We start from the raw sequence: 13,290 nt of genomic DNA on the forward strand, positions 1-13,290 counted from the left end.
GTTGCGATGTTCGGAGATTTCAGACTTGATGTACGAAAGGGCGGTGCAGCATTGGGCACAACCGTTGTGTTCAGTTTTCCGTATTTTGGTCATGTTAATCCTACAGTGAGGTTGGTTCAAGAACTGGCCAACCGAGGGGAACAGGTCTATTACTATACCACAGATGCGTATATGAAATATGTACAAATGGAAGGCGTGATATGTCGAAGTTACGGGGATGTGCTTCCACTGTTAGACGAAGAGATCCCTATTCTTACGACAGACCCATTGAAAGTGTTAGACCAGCTTGTTCCACATAAACTGAATAAACATCAGAAGATGGTTCGTTTACTCCTTGAACAGGTGATGGAGGATGATCCAGACTACATTATCCGGGACTGCGAATCTTATTGGGGAAAAATGATCGGCACTATGCTTGATATTCCGGTGATTTGTTATATCACTACCATTGCTTTGAATGAAACGATGATGGATCTTCATCATGACTATTTTGTTGCCAATGTATTCGGAAATACGACAGGACGTATGGCGTGGCTTCCCGAGTCCGGCAGTTTCAGCGAATATTTGAATGAATATACAAGGCAACTCTCTCTTCCATATTCTGTAGAATATAGGGCGATCGATGCCTTTTCCGGGGCGGACGACCTTAATCTTGTTTTTACTTCACGGGTTTTCCAGCCATTTATAGAGTCGTTTGGTTCGGATTATCTGTTTCTGGGTCCGATGATTCGTGAGGAGGAACAAGAGGGCGGAGACCTGCCGCATGTTGAACAGGATCTGCCTGTAATCTACATATCGATGGGAACCGTATATAACGACTGTCTTCTTTTTTATCGAAAATGTATCGAAGCATTTCAGGAACATCGGTGGAACGTAATCATGTCTGTCGGACAGCGAATCTCTCTTGAAGAATTGGGGGAGTTTCCCGAGCATTTTACTGTTCGATCCCATGTTCCTCAGCGAAGACTGCTCCAATATGTGGATGTGTTCATTACACATGGAGGTCATAACAGTACCAATGAAGCACTCTACCACGGAGTGCCTATGCTGGTGTTCCCGCAAGCAGCGGATCAGTTTGCTGTGTCCAGCCGGATTGAGGCATTGGGGGCAGGAAGCATCGGCGATAGCCAACACTGCACACCTTCAGATATTTCGTTTATGACGGAACGTATCCTCCATGATAAGGCTTATGCTGAGTCCTGCAAGAGGGTCGGGGAAGAGATCCGTACGGAAGGCGGAGTGAAGCTGGGCGTTGACGGTATTTTTGCGTATCTTGACGAAGGAGTTCTGATAGGTAATACAAATGAGTAATACGTGTGAATCGTATGACGAAGGGAGTCCGCTATGGCAACGGTAATGATATTTAGCCTTCCATTTTTCAGCCATGTTAAACCAACACTACCCCTTGTTGCAGAGTTGCTGGCACGTGGAGAGACCGTGATTTATTATTCGGATGAACAATATAGAGGGTTGCTTGCCGATTATGATGTGGATTTTCGAAGCTATGGGAATATGAGAGAGTTGTTTGTGGACGACAATGATCCGGGCCTATTTTTGAGTAATCCGCAGACGATGCTGGAGCATCTAGTTCCTGGAGTGATCCAGAAAAGCAGGGCCGTTCTTCATGCGATTTTGGCAGAAGTTATGGCTGAGCAACCGGACTACATTGTCAGGGACAGTGACGCTCATTGGGGCAAACTGATTGCAGAACTGCTTGAGGTGCCAGTGGCCTGTTATGTCCTAACGTTTGCGATCAATCAGGCGCTTTTGGAGAAAGACCATCATTTTCTCATACACAAGGTATTCAGAATCCAAGAAGGCTACGCATTTGCAGACACGACGGCCAGCGAACTAAACCGTTTGGCGGGAGAACTGGCTGAAAGGCATCATATTCAAGATTTTGGCCTGGTAGATGCGTTTAGTGGGAATGAAGAATTAAATCTAGTATATACGTCAAAAGTATTCCAGCCACATTCGGATGTGTTTGATGACCGTTTTGTGTTTATAGGTCCACAGTTCCCTAATGTTAGCTCTGAAATGCTTCAATCCATGAGGATAAGAACGAAACAGGAGCATGAGCTTCCCCTGATTTACATTTCGTTTGGCTCCATCTATACAGATCGCCCGGATTTCTACCTGAAATGTATTGAAGCTTTCAGATACAGCGAAGCTCAAATCATTATGTCAGTAGGGAAAAGGATTGATATTTCATCCTTGGGAGACATTCCCGAAAATATGACGGTATCTGCATTTGTTCCTCAGTTGGAGATTTTAAGCAAGGCAGATATTTTTATCTCTCATGCCGGTTATAACAGTGTGTCCGAAGCCCTTGCATTTGGCGTGCCAATGATTCTGTTCCCTCAAGGGGCTGATCAATTTGCAATTGCATCGAGATTGGAAGAATTGGGAGTCGGTGTGTATGGCCGTGATATGAACATGCCTGCTTCAGATCTAAAGGACATGACGTTTGAAACGATGAGAAGTGAGAAGATGAGAGCTGAAGCGGTGAGATTGGGGAGCAGTTTTTTTGAAACGGGAGGTATGGTGGAGGGCGTGAGTAGAATTTTGGAATTCGTCGAACAAACATAAGATGCAGGCTTATCATCCAACAAACGTTGTTAAGCTAGAATTAATCTAGAGTTAGTTCATTTAAACCCAATGCCAATGCTACAAGATCGGAATCACTGCTTATGATTTTGCTCATGTTAAATGCGAGTCTTGGATTTACACTGGATATAGAGTAGTAATAGAACCAGAATAAATACAGAGCAATACAGAGAGAGAAGACAGGTACTGTTAAACAGTGCCTGTCCTTTTTTTATTGTTGTTACGTTCATCAGAAATAATAAGCGGAAAAGAAGAAGAACGAGGCTTTTTTGACCGTTTAGGAGCACAAAGTATGACATGCCTTAAGAAGATGCACTTCCGTAAAAATTTAATTGTAAACGCTTTAAAAATTCATGGACAAACGCTTCATAAGGGTGATATATTGTTTCTGTAAGAAACAATATTATTTATAACGAATATAAAAATGAATAAAAGGATGGGATACACGATGAACAGCATCGAAACAACACTTAAATCCTTTGACGGAACACAGCTTTATTTCAGCAAAAATTTAGTTGAAAATGCGAAGGCCGCCATAGTCATTGTACACGGATTGGCAGAGCATGCCAGCCGCTATGATTATTTGACAGAGAAATTGAACGGCCGTGGATTCAACGTATACCGTTTTGACCATCGGGGTCATGCAAGATCGGAAGGACAACGAACATTTTATAGTGATTTTCATCATCTGATTGATGATGTCAACGCTGTAGTGGAGGTTGCACTGGAGGAGAGCGGCGATACGCCACTGTATATTATTGGACATAGTATGGGCGGTTTTGCTTCTTCATCATTTGGAACGAAATATCCGGGAAAAGTGAAAGGTATCGTATTATCAGGAGCGCTTACTCGATTTAATACGAAAGTGGCTGGAGAACTGCCGATGGCTCTGCCAGCAGGCACGTATTTCCCGAATGAACTCGGCAGCGGAGTATGCAGTGTTCCTGAGGTTGTATCCGCTTACGCTAATGACCCGCTGGTAGAAAAGCAGATTTCTGTAGATTTGTTTAACAGTCTGGGGTATGGAGTAGAATGGCTGAAAGAACATGCGAAGCAATTTGTTGATCCGGTGCTTGTGTTACATGGAGCGAATGATGGACTTGTTAGCGAAAAGGATTCCCGTGACTTCTACGGAGATATCGCTTCGGCAGATAAAACACTGAAAATCTATGCACATCTCATGCATGAAATATTTAATGAGACAGCACGGGATGAAGTGATTGAAGAAGCGATCTCATGGATTGAAAAACGAATCTGATTTCAGTAGAGTAATAGAGAGAGAATTCGAAGACGAAAGGGATTACGCATGAAATTAGATTGGATGGGTGACCATCGGGAGCTTGTCGAGAAGATCATCAAATACGGCAATGCCTACTCGAACACCTATAAGCTGCAACGAAGCTACGGAACAGATATGACATTCTCTGCAGCCCAGATTCAGACGCTTGAATACATTCTGGAAGCAGAGGATCAGGAAGAGAAGATGTCCGAGATGGCTGCTCGTTTGGGCGTTAGCCGCAGTACTTTTTCTAAAAATGTGAAGAATTTGACTGAAAAAGGACTACTTGAAAAATATCATCTGAGTGGTAACCGCAAAGATATTTACGTCAAACCGTCTGCCAAAGGTCGAGAGGTATACACGAAGTACACCGCATTTGTTCGTGAGCTTTGTTTTGATGACATATTTAAGCTCGCAGATCAGATTACGGAAGCCGACAAAAAAAGCTTTATTCGTATCATGGATCTGTTCGCTGATGTGCTTGTCTGGTATGGTGAAAAAGAACAAGAGCCGCGGAAACTCATCAAAATCGAACCGGATAGTTGATGAAAATTACGAAATGAAAATTAATTCCCTTACAGCGGTCTATACGCTTTAAGGGAATTTTTTTGCGTATAGGACATTCTACAGCCCATTCCCTCCGCGAATGTCGTTCATACAGTATAAAATGCCTAATGCAGAAATGCTGTATAACGATGCTAAACGCAGGGAGTGGGATATGTGAAAACCAACAGTAAAACAAAACTAACCGGACGTGTCATTTTTAAAGGGGATCCAGGGTATGAGGCAGCACGTAAAAACTGGGACCCGCATACCGACAGGTATCCTAAAGTCTTCGTTTTTGCTCAAAAAACGAAAGATGTCTCCAATGCCATCAAATGGGCTCGTGAGAACAACGTACCGATTCGTCCGCGAAGTGGAAGACATGCGCTTGAGGTTAATCTGTCACAGGTGAACGGCGGGATTGTCATTGATGTCAGTGATCTGAACACCATCAAGCTGAACAAAACAACAGGAACAGCCGTTGTGGGAGCGGGAAACCGAGTTGGCAGAATTGCACATACACTCGCACGTCAGGGATTCATTGCTCCATTCGGGGATAGCCCAACCGTTGGTATAGGTGGTATTACGCTTGGGGGAGGGATCGGGCCTCTTCAACGAACGATCGGTCTGATCAGTGACAATCTGCTGGAATTCGAGATGGTGGATGCAAACGGGAAAATCATTCGTGCGAACAAAAAATGTAACGCTGATCTGTTCTGGGCATCGCAAGGTGGTGGCGGAGGAAATTTTGGAGTCTATACCCGTTACAAATTCAAAGTACGCCGGGCACCAGCCAGAGCGACAGTATATCGGATCACCTGGCCTTGGGCTCAGTTCGAGAAGGTACTCAAAGTGTGGCAAAAGTGGGCGCCTTCCGTTGATACCCGGCTCGGGAGTGAGCTGTCTATCGGCCCCAAAAAAGGCGGCAATGTCAGTATGGAAGGTTTGTTTCTGGGTTCTAAATCCGGGGCACTGCGTTTGTTAAAGCCGATGACCAGCACGGGCACACCATCCCAGACGATCATACGTTCAGTGCCTTATACAGAGGCGGTTACTTTTCTTCTACCTCCAGATCCTGTGCTTACTCAGAGATACAGTAATCAATTTTCTTCCGGATTTGGACGAAAGCCGTTCCCGGATCGGGCAATCAAATCGATGCGAGCGTTTCTGGAAAATGTGGAAGGCGAATTCGCCGGTTTCTTTTTCCTCAACTGGGGCGGAGCTGTCAGTCGTAAATCACCTACATCTACAGCATTCTACTGGCGTAAAGCCAAGTTCTATGTGGAATGGAACAGCTCCTGGACGAAACCGTCCCAGGCAGCCAAAAATATTGCCATTGTGCGTAACACACGCCAAAAATTACAGCCTTACATCGTCGGTTCCTACATTAATGTACCGGATCAAGGCATCAAACGCTCAGGTCCAGTGTACTACGGGGCGAACTACGCCAGATTACGCAGAGTCAAAGCCAAATACGATCCCCAAAATGTGTTCAACAACCCGCAAAGCATTCCTCCGGCACGTGGCCTGTAGTTATATCAAAGGAATAGAAAAGGAGCCGCTTGGTGCGGCTCCAGCGATGTAGACATGCCTGGCCTGTTACTTTTTCTGGTTAGCCAGCCACTCCATAAGCGTTACGCTTTTACCTTTGATTTTCACAGGTTTACCATCGAAGTCTTTGGAAATGTCATTGTTTAAAACAGGAATCCAGGACCAGTGTCCATTATACTCGTATGGGGTGTTATCGCCATTTCCTTTGGTGTATACTCCACTTAAATCCAGCACCTTATCAAAATAGGAGTAATGAGCATTTTTGGCTCCCGCAGCAATCAGGCGTTTGTAGGTAGCTGTTGACGTTTTGGACGTATCCACCGTCTGATCCGCTCCTGCCGCCGTGAACCAGATCGGAATATTTTTAAGTTTGGCGATATCCTGTTTGCTCAACAAACGATCCTCGTACGCTTCTGCGGAAGGATAAGCAGCTGCAAAATAATCCGGGTTCGCAAGCAACATGTTCAAAGTCATAAATCCGCCATTGGAGCAACCGCCAATGTAGATTCGGTCTGTATCAATATCCGTAGCATGCTGCTTCACATATTGTTTGATCAACGCAGTTAACGATTTCGTATACATACTCTTTCCGTCTTTGGTATATTGCCCGGTTCCGTCATTCATCCAGAAGGTTGGAGTCTGGGGCACCAACACAGCAGCATCTCCAAAATACTTTTGGATCGATTCATCGGCTAAAGAGGTCACCTTATTACCCAGCAGGGCAATTCGCGGATCCGTACCTCCTTCACCGGCACCATGAAGCCAGATGATCAGTGGTTTTTTCTTGTTGGTTTCCGGCATATAGGAAGCGTACGTTAGATTAATCTGACCGAACTTGGAGTCCTTGTAACTGAATTTGCCGGATGTATCAAACACGTCGACACCTTGTTCGATCATGGTATGCGGGGTGTCTGGTCTTGTGGTCAAATGCTCAACGGCATTGCCCATGGTATCTTGAAGGGATTTTTGCTGAACAATCGTATATTGAAGCTCAACATACTTATTGGTAAACGATTGCAGATCAAACATAAACGGACTTGCGGTCATTAGATCGGGATGGACTTTCATCTCAATCGTAATATATTGTCCTGCGGAGAGGGAGGTTTTATTGCCGTCTTTGTCCGAAAGATAAGCTCTCTCGATCGTTCTGCTACTGCTGTCTGAGCCATCATACTTTTGCTGCGTTTGAAAATTAATCATTGGATAATTACGTTCCGCAAGAACCTTGAAGGTGTCTTTGGTCAGTGTATTTCCTTGAATGGCTACACCTGTATCCAGAATAATCTTGTAAACACCCGGACCCCAGTCATAACCTTTGGTTACGAGGGAGTAGGAGAAAGGAGTGCGTGACTCGGTAGAATTGTTTGCGCTTACATTTGTGGATGCGAGGAGAGTGGAAGTTAAAGCCAGAGCCAGGAAACCTGAAAGCAGTCCTTTTTTCATCTTCATCAGCATATACCTCCGAATATATTATGTATGTCACCTTTATCATTGTACCATTTCAGGAGGAACATGGGAAATATTGCAACATTTCCTGCTGTTTAACATGCAAAAGAACCGCTTGAAAATCACCTCTAGGTGAGATCCAAACGGTTCCTTTTAGTTGTATTATTGTTTAACAGCTTCGCCGGCAAACACTTCAACGTTCATTGGTGCAGCCATGAATGCCGCAGCTTGTTGAACAAAGGCCAGGAAGTGAGCACTAGAGTTGTGAGCAGCGGTTGCTGGCTCATCTTTCCACAGCTCGATCATCGTGTAGCTTTGCTCACGTTCTGTGCTTTTCACCAGATCATAGCTGATGTTGCCTTCTTCTTGACGTGTCGCAGCGATCAGTTCTTTGGCAGCAGCCAAGAAAGCTTGCTCTTGAGCGGCTTGTACTTGCAAATGTGCATGAATGATAATCATAGTTGTGACCTCCAGATAGTTGTATGTTTACAAAAAGATTTAATCAATACAAGACAATAACGTTATGTGTTTCATCTTAAGAAGCAGATTGAGCAATTTATAATAAAAGCGGTTGTACTCGCTTAAGCCCAAGTTGTGATCGTATCTACAGGCAGACGGTAAGATGGGTGACCTTCTTTGGCAGATTTACCAATCGAGATCAGCATAACCGGTTGATAACGGTCTTTATCCATGCCGAATGTTTCAGCGATTTGAGCTTTTTCGTATCCGCCAATTGGGTTTGTATCGTAACCGTGAGCACGTGCAGCCAACATCAATTGCATGGAAGCCAGACCAGCATCGATCAGGTTAACGTCACGCAGATCGGAAGCAGGCATATTGTCGTAATAAGGTTTAACCACTTTAACTTGTTGTTCAGCGATTTCTTTTGGCATAAATCCATGCTCCACAGCTTTACCAAAAATCTCTTCCAAGTACTCACCGTTTTTCATATCAATAAACACACCGATAACAGCAGCAGAAGTCAGCACTTGATTTTGGTTGAATTTTGCAAGTGGTGCGAGCTTTTCTTTGCCTTCAGGTGTATCAACAACAAGGAAACGCCAAGGTTGCATGTTTACGGAAGATGGAGCGCGAGAAGCTTCTGCCAAAATTTCAGTCATTTCTTCACGGCTGATTTTCACTTCTGGATCATACAATTTGACGGAACGACGACCGTACGTAATTTCGTTAAAATCATTTGTTTTTTGGAATTTGCTTTGTGTTGTAGACATGGAAATCTCTCCTCTATATATGGTTTAAAAATTGTTTTGCATACGTTCCAAGAAATCGGCCAGTGCCTGAATCTCATCTTCACTGAAACCATCCAGAATCTGATGAATATAGTTGGTTTTCTCTGCTTTATATCCTTCAATCTGTTTGCGCCCATGATCCGTGAGACGAACAAAAGTCACCCGATTATCCTCAGGATTTTTGCGTCTTGTAACCATGAGGTCAGCTTCAAGTTGTTTCAAGTGGCGAGTAATGGCAGCACTATCGATGTTAATGATTTTCTGGAGCATAGATTGGTTGATCTCATCTACCTGATCCAGCTCGTGCAGAATTTCAAAGCGAGAGGAACTGATCCCGGTACAGCGTTCAAACTTGGGACTGATTTTGTTCCCCAGTACATTCAGCAGATTAATGATCTGCTCTTCTTTGGAAACCATACGTGTCATGACTAGACCTCCCGGGTGAATCCAATCAACAACGGCGTATGTTAACAAATAATTAAAGTTGCCAGTATACAATGCCATTGCTTCATGATTCTGTAGCTCTCTCAATCGTTGATGGATCAATAGTTGATACGTCAATCATTGATGGCTCAATTAATATAACATGTCATAGATGAGAATGCAACAGGTTGAAAAAAAGAAAAAATAGATTTTTTCAGAACCTATCTTAACGTAGATATTCATAAAAAGGAGAGGTTAATAATATAGGTTGTCCCTAAAAGGATAATTTAACTCGGTTTGAGTTTTATTGAGAATTATTATCATTCAAACTATAATGAAAATAAAAAAGTGTCGGATTTTGTTGATGAAGAGTAAATTAGATAATTAATTTGGTGAGAAGTAGCGGCTTACCATATGGAAAGGGAGTTATCATGGAGAGGAATGACTGGATTAAACGACTGGAGCAATTATATCTTTCATCTGTTCATATCTGCCAATATGTCGGTATTTCAGGAGAAGCCCAGCACAGGGTATGGAAAAGATTCGCCGTATGCAGAGTAATGGATGGCAAAGGGACTTTGACAATTGATAACGTAATGCATACGTTGTCCCGTGACGATTGGTTTGTGCTTAGTCCAGGCATGCACGTGGAGTTACAGACAGATATTGAAGCCCCTGTCCGAGTGCAACTAATCTTATTTTCCGGTGTTGAACTTGTCCGAACAAACAATGTTTGGCACACGAAGCCGCTTGATTTTCCAATTACGGGTAAGCTTCACCTTCCAACCAATAGACGAGATATTCAAGAAATGATGGATCAATTCATCTATACAAACTTCGCTGCAGCCGAATCGGATAACATAGGCAAGAAATATCTTTTGCACCAGCTACTAATTCAGTTGATGACTAATGTTAAATCGTTTGTTCAACCTCATGTTGCAATGGACTTGGCCATAGATTATATGACACATCACTATACGAAGGACATTCGAATGCATGACATGGCCCGCCTTGCAGGGCTTAGTGTGAATCATTTTATAAGAACATTCAAACGTCAGTTTGGGATAACACCGATGGATTATATTCAGAAACAACGGATGACTCGGGCCAAACAGCTATTGTTTTCTACAGATAAAATCAAGATGATCGCGGAGCAGGTCGGATACAAGGACGAGCACTATTTCAGCCGGGTATTTAAAAAAAATGAAGGTGTTGCTCCAACGTTTTATATGAAAAATAAAGTTAACCGTATTGCAACATTATACTATGGACTGGATGATGTTGTTCTAACACTCGGGTTGGAACCTGTGTCTGCTTTATCTTATGTTCAGAGAGTGACTCATCCTACCCTTATGCCTGCACATCAAGCCGATTCTCCTCAAGGACTTATTCTGGACAGTTCCGGTCAGAACTATGATAAGTTGAAGGGATTGCGGCCAGATTTAATCATTACGAGTGACCGTATGGAACCGAATGAATCTCTGCATCATATTGCTCCTACGGCTATCCTTAAACACACGAATCAAGTAGGCAAAAGTTTGCTTTATATGGCAAATATCATGGGACGGAATGAATATGCTATTCGCTGGATTGAACAGCATGCGGATTTAAGCCATGTTCTTCAAAATCGTATTCACTCCGAATGGGGAAAGCAGTCGGCAATGTTTATCCGCGTTTCCTCCGAATTCTATCGGATGTATGGATTGCATAATCAGACCGGTTCCTTGCTGTATGATGATATGGGATTACATATGCCAGAGAATTACCCAAGCGAACAGTGGGCTGTGGAGATGAACATCAATGATGTACAGCTATACAACGCGGATCATCTATTTGTTATGGTGGATCCTACAGCAGAAGCGAGAACTCAATTTCAACGTTTGATGAAATCTGATGGATGGATAACATCGAAGGCTGTACAGGAAGGTCATGTTTATGATGCAGGGGATATGTTCTTCCAAACGCTGGGTCCAACCGGGCGTGTAAGAGCTATGAAGTATGTGGCCAAGCAGCTTGGTGTTACCGTAGGGTGATATTTTACACGTAAAGAGAGTGGAATAATCCATGGAAAGCTTGTTTGCTTTTTTCTACCATAATGATAATGATTATTATTATTAAGTAGAGAAGGGGAATTAAAAAGAAATGCTAAGACAGAGAACAGCCTATATGATCTTGTTGTCCCTGCTCATGCTCGTTCTAGTAGCATGTGGTAAGTCGACAACGGAAGCAACAGATGCAACATCTTCAAAAAAGGCAACCACGGTGGAAGACAAGAGCACACAAACAATTAAACACCTAAAGGGTACTTCGGTTGTACCCAAAAAAATAGAGCGTATGGTTGTGTTATCTGCTGCTTATATTGATCACATGCTTACCATTGGTGAGAAACCTGCTGGTGTTAATGTAGAAATACGCTACGGTGGAGATTACTTGCCTTATCTGGCAGATCAGCTTCAAGGGGTTCCAACGGTAGGTTCGGCAGATAGTCCCAACCTTGAGGCCATTGTTCAGATTGATCCGGATGTGATTGTAATTGAGAGTCGAACAGCTGAAAATTCATATGATCAGTTGGAGAAAATTGCTCCTACGATTGTATTAGGTGACGATTGGATGGATTACAACGGCGATACAGAGTATTGGACTCAAGATTTACTGACTATTGCTGGAATGTACAACAAGGTTGATCTGGCCAAAGAAAAAATCGCGGAAGTAGAGCAACAAGCCGATCAACTTAAAGCTAAAATAGAGCAATTGGATCAGAAAAAACTGGCTTACCTAAGAGTAAGGGAGAAGAACCTGCAGATTTATGCGGCAACAGGTCACCCAACCAACACGCTCTTGTATCATGATCTTGGGTTTGAACCTTCTGCAGTGACACCTGCAGAACAACGTGAGGATCTGTCTATGGAGAAGATAGCAGATATCGATGCCAATTATGTTGTGCTTGAAGCAGATCCTAATGCCCAGGATTATTTAAGTAAGATGAAAGAAAGCTCACTTTGGAAAAACGTCCCGGCTGTTGTAACTGGTCAGGTCTATCAAACCGATTCCTTCTGGTTGTTTAAAGGATGGGGAGCTATAGGACGAATCGAAATATTAAATGAAATTAAAGATATGATTCAATAGATGGTACTTTATTCAGGGAATGACCGTGAAGAGATGGTGGCTGTTTTGGAATCGTCTTTTGTGACGAGTATCCGTGGGGCCGATGATTCTTCCACCTATGTTTTTGCTGCCGGTGACTTGCTACATGATGAGAAGAGAGACTTGATATTACACCAACAAGCCATACAACAAGGACTCGATCAAGGCGGCACAGGAAGTGTGGCGGTGGGTACCCTTTTTGCCAAGCGATATTCGGTATGGGTTATGGCTGTAATCTCAGCTTGCAGTTTATACGATACTGTTCTAAATATCGAGGATAATGTTGTACGATTCGTATTGAATGGCACGGGCGGCATGCGCTATGAGACTCGGTTGGAAAGAAGTCTGGATAATGGTTCAGGACTGGGGATTGGGGCAAATGTAGCTCCAACTAGTGAGGTTTTGGCTCAACGCAGGACAGAAATTAGTATGCTACGGGATCGTTTACAGCTACACTTGGGACGTATTTTCCAATCAGTTGCTGCGGCAACAGGAGCAAGCATAAGGGTTATGAATGAACTGGTGGCGCATAATGTACAACAATTATTTACACAAGCGATCGAAGATCACGCGATATGGAAGACGGATAAGCGTCTTGAGCTCATTAAGCATGATGCACATGTATGGCTAGAGGAGTCAACCGATAATACATTTTTCACTCGGTTACAACGCTTTGAACATCCGGAATGGCAGGGCCCTCAGCTTCTGATCCGCAGGTATTGCTGTCTGGCGTATCAAGTGGGTAGCGGCAGTTCTGCCCACGGCTATTGTAACACTTGTCCAAAACTAGATTCAGAATCGCGATGGCGCATGCTTTTGAAATCGGATGATTAAAGAATTTGTTTTATAAAAATACAGTTACAGTCGGTGTATTTTAATCTCCGAAGGTAGCTGTTTTTTTGCGTTAGAGAGAGTTGTTTTTATGAGTGGTATACCCTGACAAGAGCGCAAGTGATCTTCAAAGAATAAAGAGTATCTCAGCGCAAATTTTAAACATAGTAATTTTCTTTAGTATGAGGAAACAAGTATACCTAACTTTTTTAGGTT

At 43.3% G+C, this 13,290-nt stretch carries 12 protein-coding genes; 8 read left to right on the forward strand and 4 right to left on the reverse strand.

What is annotated here, in order from left to right:
- Window positions 1-51: 51 nt before the first annotated feature.
- The 5 genes from ACT89M_RS09850 (at window position 52) to ACT89M_RS09870 (ending at window position 5,962) form a co-directional block, all read left to right on the forward strand.
- Entirely contained in the window at window positions 52-1,311 is a 1,260-nt protein-coding gene (locus ACT89M_RS09850) for a macrolide family glycosyltransferase (RefSeq protein WP_487345220.1), read from the forward strand.
- A 33-nt stretch (window positions 1,312-1,344) separates the two neighbouring features.
- Entirely contained in the window at window positions 1,345-2,589 is a 1,245-nt protein-coding gene (locus ACT89M_RS09855) for a macrolide family glycosyltransferase (RefSeq protein WP_154886678.1), read from the forward strand.
- Window positions 2,590-3,055: 466 nt separating this feature from the next.
- Complete coding sequence (locus ACT89M_RS09860) at window positions 3,056-3,865, forward strand: alpha/beta hydrolase (protein WP_090920360.1); 810 nt, start codon at window positions 3,056-3,058, stop codon at window positions 3,863-3,865.
- A gap of 48 nt (window positions 3,866-3,913) precedes the next feature.
- A complete protein-coding gene (locus ACT89M_RS09865; protein WP_090920366.1) occupies window positions 3,914-4,432 on the forward strand; it encodes a MarR family winged helix-turn-helix transcriptional regulator in 519 nt (172 codons plus the stop codon).
- A gap of 174 nt (window positions 4,433-4,606) precedes the next feature.
- Window positions 4,607-5,962 (forward strand): FAD-binding oxidoreductase, encoded by a 1,356-nt coding sequence (locus tag ACT89M_RS09870; protein WP_308722090.1) that lies wholly within the window; start codon window positions 4,607-4,609, stop codon window positions 5,960-5,962.
- Between the two features lie 66 nt (window positions 5,963-6,028).
- Here ACT89M_RS09870 and ACT89M_RS09875 read toward each other — a convergent pair whose 3' ends face one another.
- The 4 genes from ACT89M_RS09875 to ACT89M_RS09890 all read right to left on the reverse strand — a co-directional run bounded on the left by ACT89M_RS09875 (window position 6,029) and on the right by ACT89M_RS09890 (window position 9,102).
- On the reverse strand, window positions 6,029-7,429 hold the full coding sequence (locus tag ACT89M_RS09875; RefSeq protein ID WP_186809559.1) for a prolyl oligopeptidase family serine peptidase: 1,401 nt from the start codon (window positions 7,427-7,429) through the stop codon (window positions 6,029-6,031).
- Window positions 7,430-7,588: 159 nt separating this feature from the next.
- Window positions 7,589-7,885, reverse strand: a complete 297-nt coding sequence (locus tag ACT89M_RS09880) for a putative quinol monooxygenase (RefSeq protein WP_090920375.1) — start codon at window positions 7,883-7,885, stop codon at window positions 7,589-7,591.
- Between the two features lie 122 nt (window positions 7,886-8,007).
- A complete protein-coding gene (locus tag ACT89M_RS09885) occupies window positions 8,008-8,658 on the reverse strand; it encodes a nitroreductase family protein (RefSeq protein ID WP_090920378.1) in 651 nt (216 codons plus the stop codon).
- A gap of 24 nt (window positions 8,659-8,682) precedes the next feature.
- Window positions 8,683-9,102, reverse strand: coding sequence for a MarR family winged helix-turn-helix transcriptional regulator (locus ACT89M_RS09890; protein WP_090920382.1), 420 nt, complete (start codon window positions 9,100-9,102; stop codon window positions 8,683-8,685).
- A 428-nt stretch (window positions 9,103-9,530) separates the two neighbouring features.
- Here ACT89M_RS09890 and ACT89M_RS09895 point away from each other — a divergent pair, with 428 nt between their 5' ends.
- From ACT89M_RS09895 to ACT89M_RS09905, 3 genes are all read left to right on the forward strand, one after another.
- Window positions 9,531-11,132, forward strand: coding sequence for an AraC family transcriptional regulator (locus ACT89M_RS09895; RefSeq protein WP_154886669.1), 1,602 nt, complete (start codon window positions 9,531-9,533; stop codon window positions 11,130-11,132).
- A 109-nt stretch (window positions 11,133-11,241) separates the two neighbouring features.
- Window positions 11,242-12,225 carry an ABC transporter substrate-binding protein gene (locus ACT89M_RS09900; RefSeq protein WP_154886667.1) on the forward strand — a complete coding sequence of 328 codons (984 nt, stop codon included), beginning with the start codon at window positions 11,242-11,244 and terminating at the stop codon, window positions 12,223-12,225.
- Window positions 12,226-13,077, forward strand: a complete 852-nt coding sequence (locus ACT89M_RS09905; protein WP_154886665.1) for a (2Fe-2S)-binding protein — start codon at window positions 12,226-12,228, stop codon at window positions 13,075-13,077.
- Window positions 13,078-13,290: the final 213 nt, after the last annotated feature.

The organism is Paenibacillus sp. NN59, assembly GCF_057597225.1.